Annotated in this window: 35 protein-coding genes; 34 read left to right on the forward strand and 1 reads right to left on the reverse strand. The window is 52.9% G+C overall.

Annotated elements, in window-relative coordinates; translation table 11 throughout:
* Window positions 1-272: 272 nt before the first annotated feature.
* A complete protein-coding gene (locus FAES_RS30750; protein ID WP_262493789.1) occupies window positions 273-401 on the reverse strand; it encodes a hypothetical protein in 129 nt (42 codons plus the stop codon).
* A gap of 923 nt (window positions 402-1,324) precedes the next feature.
* Between FAES_RS30750 and FAES_RS16475 the strand changes: the two genes are divergently transcribed.
* From FAES_RS16475 to FAES_RS16640, 34 genes are all read left to right on the forward strand, one after another.
* The gene (locus tag FAES_RS16475) at window positions 1,325-1,564 is read left to right on the forward strand and encodes a hypothetical protein (protein WP_148289382.1); all 240 of its coding nucleotides are present in this window, start codon (window positions 1,325-1,327) and stop codon (window positions 1,562-1,564) included.
* 145 nt (window positions 1,565-1,709) lie between these two features.
* Complete coding sequence (locus FAES_RS16480; RefSeq protein WP_015332373.1) at window positions 1,710-1,982, forward strand: hypothetical protein; 273 nt, start codon at window positions 1,710-1,712, stop codon at window positions 1,980-1,982.
* A gap of 24 nt (window positions 1,983-2,006) precedes the next feature.
* Window positions 2,007-2,327, forward strand: coding sequence for a hypothetical protein (locus tag FAES_RS16485; protein ID WP_041257989.1), 321 nt, complete (start codon window positions 2,007-2,009; stop codon window positions 2,325-2,327).
* 79 nt (window positions 2,328-2,406) lie between these two features.
* The gene (locus FAES_RS16490; RefSeq protein WP_015332374.1) at window positions 2,407-2,838 is read left to right on the forward strand and encodes a hypothetical protein; all 432 of its coding nucleotides are present in this window, start codon (window positions 2,407-2,409) and stop codon (window positions 2,836-2,838) included.
* Window positions 2,839-2,927: 89 nt separating this feature from the next.
* Window positions 2,928-3,662 (forward strand): hypothetical protein, encoded by a 735-nt coding sequence (locus tag FAES_RS16495; protein WP_015332375.1) that lies wholly within the window; start codon window positions 2,928-2,930, stop codon window positions 3,660-3,662.
* A 3-nt stretch (window positions 3,663-3,665) separates the two neighbouring features.
* Complete coding sequence (locus tag FAES_RS16500) at window positions 3,666-4,058, forward strand: hypothetical protein (protein ID WP_148289383.1); 393 nt, start codon at window positions 3,666-3,668, stop codon at window positions 4,056-4,058.
* Window positions 4,059-4,061: 3 nt separating this feature from the next.
* A complete protein-coding gene (locus tag FAES_RS16505; RefSeq protein WP_015332377.1) occupies window positions 4,062-4,295 on the forward strand; it encodes a hypothetical protein in 234 nt (77 codons plus the stop codon).
* A gap of 5 nt (window positions 4,296-4,300) precedes the next feature.
* Entirely contained in the window at window positions 4,301-4,843 is a 543-nt protein-coding gene (locus FAES_RS16510) for a hypothetical protein (RefSeq protein ID WP_015332378.1), read from the forward strand.
* Between the two features lie 266 nt (window positions 4,844-5,109).
* Complete coding sequence (locus tag FAES_RS30755) at window positions 5,110-5,241, forward strand: hypothetical protein (protein WP_262493790.1); 132 nt, start codon at window positions 5,110-5,112, stop codon at window positions 5,239-5,241.
* A gap of 2 nt (window positions 5,242-5,243) precedes the next feature.
* Window positions 5,244-5,465, forward strand: coding sequence for a hypothetical protein (locus tag FAES_RS16520; protein WP_041257991.1), 222 nt, complete (start codon window positions 5,244-5,246; stop codon window positions 5,463-5,465).
* A gap of 5 nt (window positions 5,466-5,470) precedes the next feature.
* A complete protein-coding gene (locus FAES_RS30105) occupies window positions 5,471-5,692 on the forward strand; it encodes a hypothetical protein (protein WP_148289384.1) in 222 nt (73 codons plus the stop codon).
* A gap of 25 nt (window positions 5,693-5,717) precedes the next feature.
* Window positions 5,718-5,981 carry a hypothetical protein gene (locus FAES_RS16525; protein WP_015332379.1) on the forward strand — a complete coding sequence of 88 codons (264 nt, stop codon included), beginning with the start codon at window positions 5,718-5,720 and terminating at the stop codon, window positions 5,979-5,981.
* A gap of 5 nt (window positions 5,982-5,986) precedes the next feature.
* Complete coding sequence (locus FAES_RS16530; RefSeq protein WP_015332380.1) at window positions 5,987-6,505, forward strand: hypothetical protein; 519 nt, start codon at window positions 5,987-5,989, stop codon at window positions 6,503-6,505.
* Window positions 6,502-7,371 carry a hypothetical protein gene (locus tag FAES_RS16535; protein ID WP_051054178.1) on the forward strand — a complete coding sequence of 290 codons (870 nt, stop codon included), beginning with the start codon at window positions 6,502-6,504 and terminating at the stop codon, window positions 7,369-7,371. The genes FAES_RS16530 and FAES_RS16535 overlap by 4 nt, the downstream gene beginning before the upstream one ends.
* On the forward strand, window positions 7,368-7,892 hold the full coding sequence (locus FAES_RS16540) for a Rad52/Rad22 family DNA repair protein (RefSeq protein ID WP_015332382.1): 525 nt from the start codon (window positions 7,368-7,370) through the stop codon (window positions 7,890-7,892). Before FAES_RS16535 ends, FAES_RS16540 begins: the two co-directional genes overlap by 4 nt.
* Window positions 7,889-8,179 (forward strand): hypothetical protein, encoded by a 291-nt coding sequence (locus FAES_RS16545; protein ID WP_015332383.1) that lies wholly within the window; start codon window positions 7,889-7,891, stop codon window positions 8,177-8,179. The genes FAES_RS16540 and FAES_RS16545 overlap by 4 nt, the downstream gene beginning before the upstream one ends.
* A 41-nt stretch (window positions 8,180-8,220) precedes the next feature.
* Window positions 8,221-9,435, forward strand: coding sequence for a phosphoadenosine phosphosulfate reductase domain-containing protein (locus FAES_RS16550; RefSeq protein ID WP_015332384.1), 1,215 nt, complete (start codon window positions 8,221-8,223; stop codon window positions 9,433-9,435).
* On the forward strand, window positions 9,410-9,940 hold the full coding sequence (locus FAES_RS16555; protein WP_015332385.1) for a hypothetical protein: 531 nt from the start codon (window positions 9,410-9,412) through the stop codon (window positions 9,938-9,940). The genes FAES_RS16550 and FAES_RS16555 overlap by 26 nt, the downstream gene beginning before the upstream one ends.
* A 31-nt stretch (window positions 9,941-9,971) precedes the next feature.
* Window positions 9,972-10,193: a hypothetical protein gene (locus tag FAES_RS16560; RefSeq protein WP_015332386.1), complete on the forward strand. Its 222-nt coding sequence runs from the start codon at window positions 9,972-9,974 to the stop codon at window positions 10,191-10,193.
* Between the two features lie 46 nt (window positions 10,194-10,239).
* Window positions 10,240-11,355: a DNA polymerase III subunit beta gene (gene dnaN, locus FAES_RS16565; RefSeq protein WP_015332387.1), complete on the forward strand. Its 1,116-nt coding sequence runs from the start codon at window positions 10,240-10,242 to the stop codon at window positions 11,353-11,355.
* Between the two features lie 68 nt (window positions 11,356-11,423).
* Window positions 11,424-12,191, forward strand: a complete 768-nt coding sequence (locus FAES_RS29085) for a PRTRC system protein E (protein WP_015332388.1) — start codon at window positions 11,424-11,426, stop codon at window positions 12,189-12,191.
* Between the two features lie 24 nt (window positions 12,192-12,215).
* Window positions 12,216-12,434 carry a PRTRC system protein C gene (locus tag FAES_RS16575; RefSeq protein WP_015332389.1) on the forward strand — a complete coding sequence of 73 codons (219 nt, stop codon included), beginning with the start codon at window positions 12,216-12,218 and terminating at the stop codon, window positions 12,432-12,434.
* Window positions 12,435-12,467: 33 nt separating this feature from the next.
* Entirely contained in the window at window positions 12,468-12,671 is a 204-nt protein-coding gene (locus FAES_RS16580; protein WP_041257993.1) for a hypothetical protein, read from the forward strand.
* Window positions 12,672-12,841: 170 nt separating this feature from the next.
* Window positions 12,842-13,741 (forward strand): hypothetical protein, encoded by a 900-nt coding sequence (locus FAES_RS16585; protein WP_041257994.1) that lies wholly within the window; start codon window positions 12,842-12,844, stop codon window positions 13,739-13,741.
* Window positions 13,725-14,471, forward strand: coding sequence for a hypothetical protein (locus FAES_RS16590; protein WP_015332391.1), 747 nt, complete (start codon window positions 13,725-13,727; stop codon window positions 14,469-14,471). Before FAES_RS16585 ends, FAES_RS16590 begins: the two co-directional genes overlap by 17 nt.
* On the forward strand, window positions 14,468-15,259 hold the full coding sequence (locus FAES_RS16595; RefSeq protein ID WP_015332392.1) for a PRTRC system ThiF family protein: 792 nt from the start codon (window positions 14,468-14,470) through the stop codon (window positions 15,257-15,259). Before FAES_RS16590 ends, FAES_RS16595 begins: the two co-directional genes overlap by 4 nt.
* Window positions 15,256-15,534 carry a hypothetical protein gene (locus FAES_RS16600; protein WP_015332393.1) on the forward strand — a complete coding sequence of 93 codons (279 nt, stop codon included), beginning with the start codon at window positions 15,256-15,258 and terminating at the stop codon, window positions 15,532-15,534. The genes FAES_RS16595 and FAES_RS16600 overlap by 4 nt, the downstream gene beginning before the upstream one ends.
* A 171-nt stretch (window positions 15,535-15,705) precedes the next feature.
* On the forward strand, window positions 15,706-16,134 hold the full coding sequence (locus FAES_RS16605; RefSeq protein ID WP_041257995.1) for a hypothetical protein: 429 nt from the start codon (window positions 15,706-15,708) through the stop codon (window positions 16,132-16,134).
* 11 nt (window positions 16,135-16,145) lie between these two features.
* Window positions 16,146-16,793, forward strand: a complete 648-nt coding sequence (locus FAES_RS16610) for a hypothetical protein (protein WP_148289385.1) — start codon at window positions 16,146-16,148, stop codon at window positions 16,791-16,793.
* 91 nt (window positions 16,794-16,884) lie between these two features.
* Window positions 16,885-17,256 (forward strand): hypothetical protein, encoded by a 372-nt coding sequence (locus FAES_RS16615; RefSeq protein ID WP_148289386.1) that lies wholly within the window; start codon window positions 16,885-16,887, stop codon window positions 17,254-17,256.
* A gap of 97 nt (window positions 17,257-17,353) precedes the next feature.
* Entirely contained in the window at window positions 17,354-17,560 is a 207-nt protein-coding gene (locus FAES_RS16620; protein WP_148289387.1) for a hypothetical protein, read from the forward strand.
* Window positions 17,560-17,748 (forward strand): hypothetical protein, encoded by a 189-nt coding sequence (locus tag FAES_RS16625; RefSeq protein ID WP_015332397.1) that lies wholly within the window; start codon window positions 17,560-17,562, stop codon window positions 17,746-17,748. The genes FAES_RS16620 and FAES_RS16625 overlap by 1 nt, the downstream gene beginning before the upstream one ends.
* 12 nt (window positions 17,749-17,760) lie before the next feature.
* The gene (locus tag FAES_RS16630; RefSeq protein ID WP_041257998.1) at window positions 17,761-18,279 is read left to right on the forward strand and encodes a hypothetical protein; all 519 of its coding nucleotides are present in this window, start codon (window positions 17,761-17,763) and stop codon (window positions 18,277-18,279) included.
* Between the two features lie 225 nt (window positions 18,280-18,504).
* Window positions 18,505-18,885: a hypothetical protein gene (locus tag FAES_RS16640; RefSeq protein ID WP_015332398.1), complete on the forward strand. Its 381-nt coding sequence runs from the start codon at window positions 18,505-18,507 to the stop codon at window positions 18,883-18,885.
* The last annotated feature ends 76 nt before the right edge of the window (window positions 18,886-18,961 follow it).

Below are 18,961 nucleotides of genomic sequence, written 5' to 3' on the forward strand. Positions count from 1 at the left end.
TCGTCTATAGCGTCCCCCTGTCTGGATTGGGTAGTGTATACTGCGTCAACGACACACCCCGCCGCGCGCCGTTTCATTCGAATGGGTTTGTCAAAAAAGTGGATCTGTTTGACACGCTGGGACTACCGCCCACCGCCCCGCTATCGGCCCCCCGTTTTTTCCCTACCCCCCCCTTGACCCTCCCCCCCCTACTTTGGCTATTGCACACCTGTTAGCCTGTTGAGTTGGGTACTGATTTGGGTAATTTGGTGAAGCAGTTACAAACCCATTGCTCAGGGAATGGCCAGCACCACAGGCAGGAACACATCAGGGCTGAGGTAGTATTCATCTGGATTTTGGGAACGAGCAATCAGGTTCATGCTTACCAGTCGGCTGATACTGGTGCTGACCTGCTGACTCACGCCAACGTGCTGACGTAATACGGTCCTGGCTACGCATGAACGCCCTGTACTGTGGTCATAGTTGGCTCCTAATACCAGCAACAGCCGTATATCCGCATGACGCAACGAAGTGAGTAAAGCAAGGGTGGAGTCATTGGGTGCATAGATCGTTGCTCTACGCTCATTTGTGGGGCTCACAAACGGGTTTTGCTTGTATCTGAGTGGGTGACGGTTCGCTTGTGCCACTGTATTCACTGGATTGGGTTCTACAGCCACAGTATAATTGTGCTGATTCCCAACGAATATACAGGCTGTCTGTGCTTCATCGTGTAGGATAGGGCTGTAAACAGTGTGGTGGATAGCCCACCTTATTTTTTCACACCCTTGACAACGCCTGAACACCCTACTCGTTTTGCCAATCCTACCACCTGATAATGGCCCACAGTTATCATGATAATTTTACTATTTTATGTTATCAAATAATTATACTTTTTAAAGAATATTAGCCTTTGTAAGCCTTTTTTATTGCATCTTTCTAATAGCCTATTGCTTTATGTCCCACATGGGACATACCTTTGATGCAAGCAAACGGGGAAACGCCCTGAACGACCACAAATTAACCTTCATTCATACAACAGCATCAGCCTAGCGTAACGGAGTGGGACCGGCACCATAAAAGCCGGAGACGTAATGCCCTGACGTGATTCAGGGGGCGGTCGGTTGAAATACCTGACCTACGGGAGACAAACCCAGCCTTAAACGAAGCTCGCCACTGAACGGCGCATGAAAGGCAACAGCGGACATATCAACCGTTGGCGATAGCAAACCATGAGCGACTGTAATGCAGCTAGAAAAGTAGAATTCTACTTTCTCTAACGGTCTCAAGCCCGAACCAAATGCAGATGAGAAGTCAGCTTAACACACTAACCAGAGTGAGCATCCACATGAAACAGACATTCGGACAGTGGCAGAATACGGTCGATATGGAAGTCCGTAGCCACTTAGGAACTCAGGCCTCATGCATAGGCATCTACACCTATGGCTACAATGACGTAGCAAAACGCAATGACCTTGCCCCTCACCCGATGGGGGAGCCTGACCAAGCCCACAAAAAGGGCATTCAGGCAAAGCAATACGCCGTTCATATCGCCACTGTACTGATAAACGCCTGTTGGTGCAACTAGCTATGACTGGAAGGCAAGCCATCGAAAAGATACAGGCTCTGACTGGCTGTATCGTCTACAACCTTCTACCCGCTGACGAAGCGGGTTTTGTGTATCTGTACACGACCAATGATTACGAAACATTCAGACTAATTGACCTAAAGCCATGATTTCAACCAACACAAACAACGTTTCTGTCACTGCTCAATGTAGCGTCTTTACCGTAGACGGTGATAGCTATTTCGGGACAGCCCACTATCTGGTAGCCGGTCAGCACATCATCGTATTAGGCCACCACGTAGAAACCAACAGCGATTGGGAAGGCGATGAAGCCAACAAGGACGAACCGCTGTTCGAGGCACTACTGAAAGAAGTAACGACCCTGAAACGCCCGATTGTGGGTGTTCTGCCAGCCAGCCGAGTGGATTTCGGCCAATAAGCAAAGCCTTTCTATCTATAGCCCATGAGCACAAACACAACGTTCGACCACGCTTCACATTGGAAAGAGGTCGAAGCTAAAACCACTACCCTTACCCCTCACCAGCAAAGTTGGATACAGAGCATAGTCGGCAAACTAAGCGCTGAACAGGTAAGCGCCGAAAACTACACCACAGAGCGGGCAGAATACGAGTTAAAGCCCTGCGTTGCAGGTGGTAAGCTGATAATGGTGTTACATGAACATGAAGACTTGATAAAAGCGTGCCTGATGCCGGAAGCCTACTTCGAGCAGCGTCGGCAAATGGAGGCTAACGCGCTACCTACCATCACTATAATATCTGCCTGACGATGATACCCGGCACGTATCGAAACGCCCGATTGGGCGTCGCAGAAGCCAAACGTTTAACTAAAACATAACAATTATCATGTTTTACCTCAACTCGAAAGTAAAGCCCCTGAGCGGCGACGACCAAGCCCTGTACGAGAATGCTGTTGCCAATGTGGACTCTATCGCGCGCCACACGTACACAAAACGCGAATCAAGTGCCATATCGGCGATTTACCACAAGTACGTGGACAGGGTAAAACCAGCGTTATATGCGTCCTACGTGAAGAACCAGCGGTATCTGGATAATAAGCGGCCAACGGGCGCACAGGCAATGCACGCGCTGTTAACTGCCTATTTGTACTTCGTGAACCAAGGGAACTGCACCGATGAAGACATGAGCACCCTCCTGTGGTCTGAGTGGGAGTCTGTTGAAGAAAGGCGGGAATTGTTACGGGCGATGTACGAGTACCAACCCACGATTCACCCACTTGACCTTAGTCAAACACTCACCACCTGCGAACCCGTCTAGCCTTACCCAATCCTACCCATATCTGTGCCTTACGGGCCTGCTAGTCATAGCAGGCCCTTCTTTTTCAAGCATATCTATCAACTATCAGCATGAACGTTTCAGACATCACACCGGCCCAACTGGCCCGACTCACCAGCGACTTCAACCAAATGGCTAAACAGCCGGTACAGGTTGAGATTATCTCAGAAACCGCTTACGCCTACGGCACTGAATTGGCCGTATTACGGATATGGTCTAAGTACAAAGCCAGCCCTAAAACGGCTTACGGCTATTCGACCAACCTGAATACATGGTTCTTTTCGCTGACTCTTGGCCCTGCAACCGAAGTGAGCGTTTGGTCAGACCAAATAACCAGCATCCGTGAAGCGTCTGCAAAAGCTATCCTATCCCGATTGGAGCAGGAACAGGACTGTACGCTGTACCTACTGCCAGCGTGTGAAATTCTTCACACCGATGGGGCATTCACCTACGCTTTACGTGGGATTGAGTCGTTAGGGGCCGAACTGGAAAGCCAGATTCAGCTGAGTTACGATGATGGCTCGTTCGATGTCGTTTGTGATTTGACCGACCTGTCAACCGACGCCCTTGTTCACCTAGCCGAATGGATTCAGCAGCCCGTTCATCCGTCTGTTGAGGCAACGCTCGATGAAGCCCTGACCGAAGCCGTTGACACGTTCATGGACCTGTATGCCGATGTCATTGCCGCCAATGGACTGGACATTAAAGCCGTGTTCGACTGGTGGTCAGAAAATGACTACAAATGGCCCCACACCAAGTTTGAGGCGCTTAAGCAAGCAATTGCCCAACGAGTTCTAGCCGCATAGATGATGAAAAAGCAGACTAAACACGTTGTCGGGTACTACCACTACCCATCCTGCATTATCGTCGCCTACAACGACGTAGTAGAAAAAGGCGATTACATGCGACTGGCCCGTATGTCCCATAATGGGCGAACCATCACCTACATCAAGAAAGACCTGCCCCCGGAAGTCAGGGGCGAAATTGAAGCCTACGCCAAGACACTACACACGCCTGACTTGTCCATCAACCTGACCATAGAGCAGATTGATAACGCTTTGAAAGGCATGTTTTTTCTCAACACAGAAGCCGTTGCCCTTTTGGCAGAAGCCCAGCGGCGCGAGTACGTGGTCATTTTAAGCGCCACCCAAGCGCAATGGACAGACGAGGGATTGAAGAAAGCCAGAACCGAATTAGCCTAGCCGATGGGACAGCAGACCAACGCCTTCAACGTACCCAAAAGCCGGGCCACGTTCGAGCAACACCTGTTGCAGCAGGCCATGAGCCAGAACGAGAACATTACAACCTCAGTGGCCGACCGAGCCGCCGAGCAGCGCCGCCAGAAGCTGGCCGAAACGCGCGCGAAAAAGCCAGTCAGTAACACGCCACAGCTATTCAGCGAACCCACAACCCCAACCAATCAAACCAGCATATTCTAGCCGTTATGACCCTATTCGATGAAGTTCTACCCGTAGCCGCCCAGCCGGTTGATTACACTGGCTACAACATGGCCACCACCTATAACACGGTTAACGACGTGTTTATCAAGAATCCGATCAGCTACACCGAAGCCAACGGGACGATCAATTACTTTAAAATCAAATGCCCCACCAGTTTCACGGCGGCGCTGATGAATCCGAAGCAGTACGCTGAACTCTCTGGCGCACTACGTGCGGCCAACATCCGCCACTCGTCTGAGTTCTATCCGGCTGGCTACTTCGATTATAAGAGTAAGGAAGTGTGGTACAGCATCACGGTGGATGCACCAGACTTTGACTATAACCTTGACGTTCGTTTGCTACAGTTCGGTTGTAGTTATGGGAAAATCAGCATTAACGGACACGTGTTTCGTATCTCACACGGTGGGGGCTCTGGCCAAACGGATGAAGGGCAACCTACTTGGACTGAGTACACTGGCAACTGGAATATCGTCGGTCAGCCGGTCGAACTGATTCGGCTCATTCTCGCCAGCCGCAAGCAATACTAATCGGTACTTCTACCGCTAACCTGCCCCGGCGCTACCAACGTCGGGGCTTTTCATTTCCAGACCATGAACACAGCGTACCTACAAGACAAGGTGGACAGCGTTCGCCAGCAGCACAAGCAATCACCCAAGCAAATGGCTGGCCTTCGAGCGGTCATCTGTTTAACGGGGGCACACGTTCAGATACAGTACTGGACAGCAAGCGAGATTCAGCAGCGCACTATTCGCACCCACGGTCAGACTTTCAATTACATCGAACGGCTGTAACCATGCACTCAATTCTTCGCTATCGCTGGTCACTGCTACGCTGGGTGCGTCGGCACTGGCCCCTGATTGAAATCGCCCTGGCATTCGCTTCTGTGCCGGTTATCTGGCTTCTGTTTCACCTCTATTATCACTGATTATGAAAGCACTTAGAAATCTGTTGGAAGCCCTTCTTTGGCTGGTGCTAATTGTGGGGCTTTTCATGGGAATGGGGTACGTGCTCCAAGGCACAGACATTAAACTTCCAGCCTCAGAAAAACGGGCATTCGTTGACCGTGGCCTTATCTGGATGTACGGGACAACAGGCGTTGTAGCCTTTTTGGCAATCTGCGGTAACTGGCTTATCAAAAAACTCGCCTAATGCTTATGAACTCGGCAATCAAATACGGCTATTGTCCCGGCTGCGGCCAGCCACACGCTGACATCAAACTGGAAACGACGCTGTGCGCTCCTTGTGAAGTGACACACTCCCCTGAGAATCGGATGCGTGAATACGTAACGTATTGTGAAACCTACAACACGTACCCCAACCGGGCCTTCTATGAGGAATGTAAGCAGAAGTTAAGCCAGCCTCAACCCCAAAACTAACCCCGGCAGTCGTCGGGGTTTTTTCATGCCCGAACTCGTCAAGAAACCGTCGCGCAGCCGCCAGATTGGCCGGTTGGCGAAGAAACTGCAAACGCAGCTCAACCGGGTGGCGCAGATGAATCTACAGTCGGACGCGCGCGGCACCCTCTACCTGACCTACGAAGACATCCCGGCCCCGATTTGGGATGCCGCGCTGGCCAAACTGCGGCCACCCAACAACACGCCCAGCGACCAGATTGGCCACGTATTCAGCGTGGGCCGCATTACCGTTTTCTTCTGTCTCAACTAATCAAGATGCTCACAACAACCAACCACGTACCCTACACGGTACAACAAACACCGAAGGGACAGTATCTGACCCTGTTCCCTATCCAACATATCCACAACGGTAAGGCACTCATTAAAGCCTCCGACGAAGTGCGCCAAATGTACCCCGATGCCCTGTTGGCCGTTGAGCCAACCGTGTGCGTGAGAACCAACGAGGCACTGATTGCACAGACCGACCGGGACGTATTTGTCTTTATGCTGAACCGCCTGCCGGAACAGCTACTGGTAACGGCCCGTATACAGGCCGTGTACGGCTCAGGCCGCGCTGTTCACATGGGTAAGTTACCCGATGCGTTCTGCCCTGAACTGACGCTTTTCCGGCGCTATGAGGAACCGATTCGCGCCGAGCAACGCGGCACCACAACGATCGGTGAAGTCTTTGACACCTACCAGTTCAGTTTCCCCCCAACGCGCTGGACGGTGTTGGGCTTCGTCGCAAGTGCTGGCATCGTGCTGGCTGCACTCTATAAATTCTATCACTCATGATTACGACACAAACGAAAAACACCCTGTTGGCTGGCCTGTTGGCTATGGTCAGACACCTTAGCCAGCACCCATTCATGGGGCTACCTGCCCCCGACCGGATTAGCGCCACCAACTTGATTAACGTCAGGGAGTTGAGCAAATTGATGCTCAACGGTTGGAGTGCCGAATACGCCCTCCGCATAACGCCAGTGGTCAATGATCAGCAATATCTGCACAGTTCATTGCACTGGACGTTTCCGCAAGCCTACTACAGCATCCTGTTCACCGCGCGCGCGCTGCTACTGATGCGGGGCTGTTCTGTCAGCAACGACGAGTTAGTAGCCAGAAAAGTGGCCAGCATGGTAGTGAGTGGACTCTACCCGCAAGGCTTAAACTACTACCTGACGGGCACCCCCCACGATTACAACGCCAAACGGCTACAGGGCGGGGCGGCGTTGTTTTCGGTGCTGACCCAAACGCGCGACAAACAGCTTAAAAAACAAGGCAATCAGGTTCAGACCAACCCCAAAACGGCAATGCGGTCACCGCGCACCGGGGAAGTATTAGATAAGCTGGGACCGGAACACTATAAGGCACTGGCTGACCAGACCGGTCCGACGTGCTTCTTCAACGTGCTGCACCGGCTGCGTATTTCCAGCAACCAGCCGAACCCGGACGTACTGACCACCGACGAGTTGGATGTGCGCGAACTACACGCCTGTCTGGTCGAGCTGGTCAACCGAATCAATCAGGTACACGAGGCCTATCTAGCCAAGGCGCTCGGCCTTGATAACTACCAGACGCTGGTGGCGGGGTTACCGGGCTACCTGAACGAATCCTTTGTCAACGAACGACTCAACACCCTTATCCCCATTCTGGCCAAATGAACTCAGAAACCAACACCAACACGCTCGACATTCTGACCCAGCCCATTCAACCCGAAGAAATTGAGTGGCGGGTTCAGATGCAGACCAAAACCGGCAAAATCATCGTCGTCCCCTACATCACCAACCGCTGCGTGATGGAGCGATTCGACCGGCAGTTTGGTTGGGCCAACTGGCAGAATGAAATTACCGAGATTCAGGGCGGGTTTCTGTGCAAAGTGATTGTGACCATTCCGGCCACCGACACTACGCCAGCCCAAACGCTGTTCAAAATGGACGGGGCCAGCCGCACCGACATCGAACCGGTGAAAGGCGGGATTTCGGATGCTATGAAGCGGTGCGCGGTTCAGTTCGGGCTGGGCCGTTCGCTCTATAACTACCCGCGCGTGATGATTGACACGCCCGACAAGTTCATTCCTGATTGGGCCAGCCAGCAGTTAGACGTACTGGTGAAGAAGATTAACGACGGTAGTTACCGGGGCGGTGATATGGTCGTGCTAAAAGCCTCTTATGCCAAATCATGAGCGCACCACCTGACGCGCTAGTCTCGCTCAGTATGGCCCTAAACGCCAAAGCGTGGATTCAGCACCACCTCAACCAATTGCCTCCTTTGCCGCATCAGTACGTTGGTCAGGAGGCAATTTTATTTCAATGCCCGTTCTCCAAATCGCCCCTCGTCAGCATCCGCCCCCGTCAGGGCGGCGGCTGGATCGGCGTACTCGACAACGGCCTTCTGGCCGATCTGAACGACAACGCCTACGCCATCGCCCAGGCACTCAACTCCGGCCAGTTTAAACCTCAAGCACCATGATGTTTTTTTCTCGTAAAAAGCGGCAACGTACCTAAACGAAAATGAGCCAACTCGACTTATTCACGCCTGCCCTTACCGATGGTGAATTGCCACCCGTTGCCCTGACGCCCGAAATTGAATCGTTGCTGGCCAAGAATGCCCCCGTAGCGATTGGGGTAAGTGGTGGCAAGGATTCAGGCGCTGCGGTTTGGGCTGTGGTCAACCACCTCAACCAGATCGGCCACACCGGCCCGCGCCTGCTGATTCACGCCGATCTTGGCCGAATCGAGTGGGCGGATTCGCTGCCGATCTGTCAGCAACTGGCCGATCTGTTTGGGCTGGAACTGGTCGTTGTGCGTCGGCCTGCTGGTGGCATGGTGGAGCGGTGGATGAGTCGATGGGATGGCAATTGCACCCGTTATGCCGATCTGGCCTGCGTCAAACTGATTATGCCGTGGTCAAGCCCAGCCAATCGGTTCTGCACATCGGAGTTGAAAACGGCGATCATCAGCCGTGAACTGACCCGCCGCTTTCCCGGCCAGCGCATTGTGTCGGTGTCAGGGATTCGTCGGCAGGAAAGCAGTAAGCGCGCGCAAAAGCCCATCTGTTCCGAGCAAGCTCGACTGACAGTAAAAACGCTGGGTACGTCGGGCGTAGACTGGAATGCCATTATCGAGTGGAAGCTGGACCACGTATGGAACTGCCACAAGTGGCACAACCTGCCCATCCACGAGGCTTACAGTACCTACAATATGACGCGGGTAAGCTGCTGCTTCTGCATCATGTCGTCCCTGCCCGATCTGCTGCGGTCAGCGGGCTGCGAAGCCAATCAGGACGTATACCGCGAACTGGTCGATCTGGAAATTGCCTCGACCTACGCCTTCCACGAAGATACCTGGCTTGGCGACGTGGCCCCGCACCTGCTGACCGATGAACAACGAACAGCCCTGAGTGGAGCCAAATACGCCGCTCGTCGGCGTGAACTGGCCGAATCCCGCATTCCTGAACATCTACTCTTTACGGAAGGCTGGCCAACGCGGATGCCCACCTACGACGAGGCGGTACTGCTGGCTGAGGTTCGGCAGGAAGTAGCCGACACGGTGGGCCTGACTATCGGTTTCACCGACCCGGCCTCTATCCTGCAACGCTACGCCGAATTGATGGCCGAGCGGGCTGAAAAGCAATTCTTAGCCGACTGGACCGAAGCCAAACGCGAGTTAAAAGCCCTGAACAAACGACTCAAAGAAGCTTATGAAGAAGCCAATCAAACAGTATAACCTGTTTGGTGGGGTTGATCTGGTGCAACCGACTGAGCCAAAACCCAGCCCCGACCTGAAACAACTGTCAGGCTCCAGATACGCCCAATATGGACTGGACGATATAAAGGAGCCCGCCGATAAAGGCGAAACGATTAGGCAACTATTCGACCCTTGGCTGTGCGTCGATTTTCCAATAACGGAACCCCACATCTACCTATGCTTCGGCTCCTTCGCGCTGAGCGGTCGAACGGTGGCGGCATTCAGCCAGCAACAACCCATCGACGGAATCACCGAAACGGAGTATTGCTTCAAATGTCGGGAAGTACGCGCGCGGCTCCACTACCATGTGAAGGGCGTTACTACTAACTATTTCGGTGAGCCCTTCGAGCCAAATCTTGGTGTATGTCCTGAATGCATCGAATGGGCGGCTGACTATCTGGCCCGACGTGCCGACGAGCAAGCGGCCAAGCTGGCCGAACCGCCACCGCCGCCACCTACGGGCACCCAACTTAGTCTTATCTAATTTCTCACAATCAACCCCCAATTACACAGCTATGGCATTGCCTATCGCAACCGCTGAACGCATCGTCAGCGACCTCAAATCCCTGCTTCCTAATCTCTCAGCCACGATTGTTAAGGAAGATTGTCACATCAAAGGAACTGCCGATAACCTGACGCTGACCGGCACGAATCTGGTCAGGCTGGGTCAGGTTGTTGGCCCCTTCAAATTGACTATCAAACGCTCAGGGGCGAAAGTCTCGATCACTATCAAGTAACCGATGGTAAGGACATTAATGTCCTTACCATCCATCCCCTAGATATATGAAATTCATTGTCTCATCTTCGGTTCTTCTCAAGAACCTACTGAACCTAAGCGGCGTGATCGCCGCCACTCCCATCGTGCCCGTCCTCGAAAACGTCCTGCTGCGGATTGAGGATGGTCTGATTACCGTTACGGCGTCTGATTTGCAGCTAACCATGACCGTACAGGTTCCGGTGGATGCCTCCGCCGATGGCTCGGTTTGCATACCGGCCAAGTTGCTGCTCGATGTGCTCAAAAGCCTGCCTGAGCAGCCCATCACCATCCATATCAACGCTAAAACCTTTGCCACTGAAATCCTGACGGATAACGGACGTTTCAAACTATCGGGCCAGAATCCAATCGACTACCCCAAACTGCCCAAGGTGGCCGCCATTACCACGGTTGAACTTCCATCGGGTACGCTACTGGATGCCATTACCCACACCGCCTTTGCGTGTAGTAACGACGATCTGAAAGCGGCTCAGACTGGCGTATATGCCCTGTTCGCTCCATCAGGTACAACGTTCTACGCCACCGATGGCCACAAACTCGCGCGCTACACCCGCACCGACGTACAGGCCCTTACCGAAAGTTCGTTCATCATACCCCGAAAAGCGATGGCCCAACTAAAAACGGCCCTTAGCGAAGGGGTTCCGGTGACGCTGGAAGCCAACCAATCCCATGCTTCCTTTTCGTTTGGCTCGACGCAGCTCATTACCCGGCTGATCGACGAGGTATACCCCGGCGTTGAGGCGATGATTCCGACGACCAACACCAATGATTTAGTTATAGGCCGCGCCGATCTGGTCAACTCGTTGAAGCGAACGATGATCTGCGCCAACCGCACGACGCACCAGATCAGACTGTCGTTGAAGAAAAACACGTTGACAATCTCAGCGGAAGACCTCGACTACGCCAATGAGGCCAGTGAAGTACTGCTTTGCGAGTACGAGGGCGACGATATGGAGATTGGTTTTAACGCTAAAATTCTCACTGATCTGGCCACTACGCTGTCAGCAAAGATGGTCACGCTGTCGATGTCCACCTCAAACCGACCCGCGCTGCTCACTCCGGTCGATAAGGACGAACACGAGGCCATTCTGATGCTCATTATGCCCTTGCAATTGAACGTGTAGCGCGCGCCAGTACCCAATTAATTCATTCGTTTTCTCACCCAAAGCAGTCCGCACGTCGGGCTTTTTTTATGACGTTTTTTCAACAACTCGCCGCCCTGAATCTGGTCGGCACCCTCAATTTTTCGGTAACGAAAGTGGGCGACAAGATGACCGTATCGGTTCGGCTCGATAACCCATCCTGCGGCGATGCCGCGCGCAATCAGATTCGGCCCCTTACGTCCACTGGCACCCCTGTTGAACTTGATGCCGGTTGGTTTGACGCGATCACCAAGCCGATGCAATCCGCATCGGGATTGATGGTCGATATGGAAACCCATCAGAAGTCACTCGACAAAGCGCGGCAGGATTCAGCGATGAATAAGTCGAACGGCACCAAATCGACTACGCCTACCCCTGCCTCAAGTGCAGCTAGTACCCCTGCCAAACCGACCACGACGGTAATCTCCGCTGTCGATAAAAAGACGCAGGTGTACATGGATGCCATGCAGAAGGTCGATAAGCTACGGGAGGAAGGCCGGTACATGGACGCGCTGTCCGAGTTGCCCAAGAGTAAGGATTACCCCAACAACAAGATTCTGGAAAAGCGACGTACCTGGCTGGCTAATATGGCAATGGGCGGGGTGCTGATTCCTGATCCGTGGCCGATTGATCCCGCCACCGAGAAACCCGCTGCGGCAACAGCAACGCCCGAAACTCCGGCACCAGCACCAGCCCCCACCGTCGAGGCCGGGCCAGTGGCGACCGATAATCCGGCAGATGCGCCTGACGAGTCAGCCGACGACGACAAAGAGCCGGAGGAAAATCTGGACTCACCCCTTGTCGAAGAAACCATTTAATCACCTTTTTTTCAACGCAAAGCGATGTTAGTAAACACTGATTTAGTCCGAAAATTTGAGTTCAAAAAGAACAACGAAACGATTGTAATCGACGACCCCAACCCTGATTTGAGTACCGGGGCCGTGCAGAACCATTTGGCTGGGCAATACCCCGAACTGCTCACCGCCAAGCTCAAAGGGCCGGAAATTAAGAATGACGCCTTTGTCTACACGTTTGAAACGACAATGGGTACCAAAGGCTAATTGCCCCTGACTAATCAACCCTGATTGAAACCAATGAAACGCAGCCAAAAAGCGGCAGCGCGGACACCCGCAGCGGGTGTCCGCGTGATTGCCCAAAAACCCGACTATACAGTATGCGCACTGCACAATCACCTCGGCGATCTACTCGCTCGGTTCAACCAACTTCAGGACGCCGCCACCGTCAATCGCCTGCACCCCCAGTCCCAACCATTAGACCTGCTGGCCCCGCCTTTCTGACGCAGCCCATTTTACCTATCCAGTTCCAATCAGATCGCATTCAGGATAGTTATGGCCGGTTTTACAAGAAGTCCGGTCCAGACGATCAGGCCAAAGAGGTCGCCGAATATTATGCTTCACTGGATCATCTGGCTAGCCTATATAACTTTCAACCGCGCAACTGTCGGGATATGGCTTACCCGATGAATATCGGATTGAGCTTTATAGCGGCTCGTCAGCAGCTAAAAGCGATCAAACCTGACCTGACGCTAGTACTGGTGGCTCAATCTTACAAAGACGAAAAAAAGTACCGTGCCACATTGGCTACGGTGCAGGCAGAAGATACAGATATATCGCTCTACAACGTACCGGTTCGCCCCTACCAACGCATGATCGGAGATCGGCGGCAACGTCAGCGATTGAGATTACTAGACAGCCTGTTTGCCTTTCTGTATCGCCGGGTTGCCTTCCCATATTGTGGGCCTGACGACTCAAGCTACTTTGATGACATACTAAGCTATACCATCGACGAAGATGGGATATATGCATCAGAGCGCGACGCTGAGGAAGAATACGGTGATCACTACAAAGCGGCGAAGCGTAAAGTTTTCGATATACGTCGGCTGTGTTTACAGAGCAAGAAGCGCTTCAATCATGAGTATCACGTACAGCAACTCAGTCAACGGGTCAATTCATTCAAACCAAAATCAGAGCTTGATCAAGACCTCTTGATCGCCGCTCAGAAACTGGTGGAAGTTGAGTGTCATTTCCCGCACCATTCGTTTAAGATGGCAACTGACAACCACCATCTTGAGATTAAAGACCGGGCGGAGGGTACCATTTTCGTTGATCAAATTGCAACATTCGTCTGGTCAGATAACGACGAATTCTATAGCCTTTACACGCAGTTTCTCGATGACGAGATGAGTAGTGGCTGTGATCAGGAACCACTGCAATCTGTACAGGTCTTTGACTCACCGCAAGCCAAAGACATCCACGCTGACTATCAAGAATATTACCAACTACTGCTGGACGCCGTCGGCGATCTAGGTGCAGTACTATCCCGAATGGATCATGGAAAATGTGAATAAACTGTTTCTGGATTTCGCTATCCCCAAATTTATCCTGTTGTTCTACCAGCAGCCGAATAGCTACCAACAAGATCAAGACGATGACGGATCATTCTATGTCGAATCCTGCGACATAGACCCTGTAACGGGTCTGATGAGGAATCACCACCCACTGGCTGTGGAAGAATCGCAGGCACTGGGCAAACGTCTGAACGCCTCGCATGACCGAATTACCGGCTTTCTGCTGCCCAAAGGGCTTTTGCCAGAAAACGTATTGTACCTAAACCCACGCGGGGAAGGGAAAGTAATCTGGTACACCAAACCGGGGAAACGTACCCTGTATTTTAGCGATTATCGTAAAATTAAGGATGGAACAGCCCATGTACCTGGGCTACTTTGGTGCGCTACTGCCACCACCTTGCGTCTATTCGCCCTCAAGCCGGGTGTTGTCGAAGGCCGACCGGCCTCTAACACCCAGTTATACTACGCCCCCTTTTACAATACAAATTCGGCTGGGGAAGTGTGCCAGGGCGATGTTGACATCGACGTGACGGGGGAGTCTACGCTTGAGGATTTTATCACAGGATGGGAGCGGTTTTACTTCGATAGTCGCTTTTCCCACCTGAGTGGCAATCTACCCATTAAAGGGAATCTGGATGAACTGTGGAACAGCCTGATCGGTACAGAAACGCCATTCCCCCACGACTTAATGATCTCGACGAAACTCACACTAAAAGACCTACTGGCATGACTTCGGTACATCTTACTGCTAAATACCTGATTAGCCCTCAAAACCCCATTACAGTCAACCTTATCGGCGCTGGCGGCACCGGTAGTCAGGTGTTGACTGCACTGGCCCGAATGAATGTAGCCATGCTGGCGCTTGGCCACCCCGGTCTGTATGTATGTGTATGGGACCACGATACGGTCAGTCGCGCCAACATGGGCCGACAGTTGTTTGCTCAGTGCGAGGTTGGCCAGCACAAGGCGGTAGCTCTGATTAACCGCACAAACCGGTTTTTCGGCACCAATTGGAAAGCGATTGCTCACAAGTACGAGAAGGCTAATTTATGGCAAAGCCCCTTCGCGCATGGGTCGGCGAATGTGACCATTAGCTGCGTCGATACTGTGGCTGCCCGTTTCCAGATTGCCGATACGCTCAAAACCCTTAACGTTCATGAGGACCACCGCGACCGCCCCTATTACTGGATGGATTTTGGGAATAGCCTCACCAGCGGGCAGGTCATGCTCTCAACTGTTGGCAAGCACAAGCAACCGGACTCCAAGAAATTCAAGACGGTAGCGCATCTTCCGTTCATCACCGACGAGTACGCCGACGCGCTGCGGAACACAGTCGAGACAAACGAACCCTCCTGCTCACTGGCCGAAGCCTTGGAGCGCCAGGATTTATTCATCAACCCGACGCTGGCGCAAATGGGCTGCAAACTGCTGTGGAACCTGTTTCGGGAAGGTATGACACCCAACCGGGGTTTCTTCCTGAATCTGGCTGACTTCCGCTCGATGCCCTTGCCGGTATGACCCCACCCCTCCTATCCGATCTGCACCAGCAGACACTTAAGAAACTACTGGCCAGCCTGACGATTCCCGATAAACCGGCGTACCTCGTCGTCGGGCTGGCCGCGCGCAAAGCGGAGGTACTGGTTAAGCTGGCCATCACGGATGCCGCCTCGTCCGTCGAAGAAGATATTGCCCACACGCGCCGGGAGCAGGCCGCTATCTGCTTTCCCGACTTCGACCGTATTCTACTTTACCGTCGCAACGGCTCAGGTACGTTGGACGACATCACCAACTAGCTATGGACATTATACTGATTTCGGGAATAGAATTTCCAGCAAACTGGCAAGCGACAAGCTGGGCACCAGCCCATTGTGGTGGCTTTACCAGCTACTACGCCAAAAATGTGCGAGGTATGGTCTTCGAGGTTCGGGTATGGAATGACGGAACATTAACTGCGCGCTAATACTATGGGACCGAACACCTTTCTTGGCCTGCTGCATAACGCCCTGACGCTGGGCAGTACCGCCAGTGAGCCGGATGAACTACTATGGGCATCCGATAACGATTTCCCGGTTCATACCATCGCCCTGACCGAAACAGAGGTCAAGGGCTGGGAGGCTAAAACCGTCGATGGACGACCGGTACGCCCCGGCTCCTACATCGGCGGTCAGTTGCGGACGCTGGCCTTCGAGCCGGTGTTCCTGGATGATCTTGGCGAGGACTCGCTGACGGCCGCGCGCTGGCTGGGCCTGTTTGCGCTGTTCGGTGAGGTCAATCTGCGACAGCAATGCATATTCCAGCGTCCCACCGATCAGCCCGACGAGTACGACTTTTACCTGCTGGCCCATATCGGCGGCGAGTGGGTAGGTCTGAAAACGAAAGTTGTCGAAACCTAAACCCACACACCATGCAACCTTTTCCCCTCCAGTGGCCCCTTGGGTGGCCGCAGTATAGTCAACGCCCTAAATCGTGGTCAGTGGCCAAGCTGGGTACGTTAGCCTTCGAGCGCGACGCCGTGCTGAAAAAGCTGAAACTGCTGAAGGTAAACCGCTACGTACTGACCTCGAACGGGCGTACCGACAAACGGGGTAAACTCGTCGATGGCGCCGGGCGGCTCTCTGCTCCGGGCATCGCGCTTTATTTCTACTACATCAACGGTTGGTATGTGGTCGCAGCGGATCAGTATTCGACGCTGGCGGGCAATCTGCGGGCCGTGCGCGAGGTGCTGAACTCGCTTCATACTGTCAGCCGCTACCATTCCACAACCCTGATGCAGCGGCTGCTGGGTACGTTACAGGTCGATATACAACGGCTGGTGGATCGCTCAGAACCCATCAAGGCACAACCGATACAGACACCGCCCGCCGCCAGCAAACAGCCCGAACAACCTGCTTGGGTGAAAACGCTGGGTCTTGATGGGACCAAGAAGCTAACGTTTGCGGCGGTACGATCAGCGTATAGTAAGCTGTCGATGGATGCCAACAGCCAGAAACGACGAGACGCACTAGTGAAAGCGTACGAGCAGGCCGCGCGGCATTTTGGCCATGCGATGTAACAGTGGCGCAGGAATTGGCGCGTCAACTGCACAGAATGAACAATAAGTGCGACTTTTGCGCTTATTCCGCTATATGAGTACCGATCTTCCCATGAGTAAAAAGCAAGCCAACCTCTACGTCCGACAGGACACCATCAACCGGATTTACCAGTTGGCTGATGAGCTAACCGATCCGATACTTCGTCTCCGCCCGTCGGACGGGCAGGTGATCGCACTAGCCACCAATCTGTTTCAGAAACACGTAGCTGTGGCGGCAACCCTGCAACTACCAGATACGGAGGTCAGCTACAGCGATAAACGGTATCGGCTCGACACGACCACGATTGAAAAGATCGACGCGCTGAAAGAAACGTTGAGCCTAAGTGGCCGTGGGGCGATCGTAGACCGGGCCATTTACTTCTTTAACAAACAACACGAAGCCCAGCAAGCCCGAAAAGGAACGGCGACAGCCAGTGCCCATTGAGTGCGTCTTACCGACTGAATGCCCACGCCCCGGCCCTCGCCGGGGTTTTTCGTTTTTAGGCGAAAACGCATCGAACACATCACCAACCAATACGCCGATGGCAACACAATTAAGCCCTGAGACAATGACGCCCGAGCACGAAGGGCGCGCGGTCACCTACGTACCTCGACACGCCGAGGGTGATCTGAGCCACGAAGATTGTGAGCGTGGCAAGATTATGCACTGGAACCACTGTGGGGTGATGGTCGATTACAGCCGCAACCAATGCCGGACTGATTACAAAGACCTCTATCTCGATTTCTGATGACACCCGACCAAATCACCCTGGAACACGCTCGGCTGCTCGACCAGCTCGATCGCGCGCGCGCCCTGGCCAGCATCCTGCACATGCCGGGGTCACCTGCCTACCATGACGCCATAGCGGCGGACCAACGTACCCTGACCGATTTTGAAACTACTCACGGTCTCACGTCGAGCCAACTTCCTTTCTGATATTAAAACCCAATGAGCTACACCGAAATTTTTGCCTTCAAGAAAACTGGCGAAATCGAATCCATCGCAGAAATCAGGAATTCACACCGTGGCGCTGCGGCAGTATGGTCAACAGTTGAAGATCGCTATCTGCCTAAAAAGCAATACTCTCGTATAGTCCTAAGTGAAATGCAGGATATATGGGATTTATGGAAACGCGATGATGTGAGCTTGACTGATAAGATTGTGCTGTTAAGTACGTTCGATCACGTCATTGTCGAGAAAGAGCATATCCCTCGACTGATCGCGGCGTTTCGCGCTTTTGTTGGCCAAACCAGTCTCCCAGAACAGGCTGATGCTATTGCAAAAATCCAAGACGATCCCGACCTGTGGGCTATTGGTTGGAATCAGACTTCCATAAACAGTGATGACTGGACAAACCTCGGTGGATATGATGAGGAAACGGATGAACCTATACCCTACGATTTTAAGACGGGTGAGTTGCATTGGCGTTTGTTTAGCTTCGAAGAAAAACCCACAAAAGACCAATAACATATGGGACGAGAGGTAAGAAAGGTTGCCGCTGACTGGCAGCACCCAACCGATGAAAACGGCAGACTATCGCCTGAGCAGCTTGAAAAACTGAGGAATCAGACAATGAATAATAATATGTCTGCTATGTTCTGGTCTGGCTTTTCGATAGGAATGTCTGTAGCGGTTATAGTGTTTTTACTTCTCATGCTGTTGCGTAAATGATGAAGTTTTTCTTCAAGAATAATGAACGAGCCACCGATTCAACCTAACGAAACTGAGCGTGTCGTGACAAGCTGGTACGTTCGCCTCACGATCACGAAAGGGCTAATTAACTGGCATTATCAGTACTGGTTTCGCAACGAAGCAGGTGAGTGGATCGACTACCCCGTTCGTGATCGGGGACGTGGTGACTGGTACATCGACCGGGCCGTTGATAAGCTGCTCACCTTGCCCGAACCTGAGCAGCAGACGCTAACCATGCAACAGGTAGGGCCACTGGCCTCAGCGATCCGGCAGCGGTATCAACGGTCAGGCGTGTACCCTAACAGCGGGGTCGGTGGGGGCAAAACACTCAAAGGGGTGATGGCATGGGCCGAGGGGGTTTTTAAGAAATACGGCCCTTGATTGTACTGCCGACTAGACGAGTGTAGACAAAAAAGGTACGTTTGCCCCGCCCAAAACGGGCCTTCTGAATGCATGG

It is taken from the genome of Fibrella aestuarina BUZ 2 (genome assembly GCF_000331105.1).
In the GTDB taxonomy this organism is placed as follows: Bacteria; Bacteroidota; Bacteroidia; order Cytophagales; family Spirosomataceae; genus Fibrella; species Fibrella aestuarina.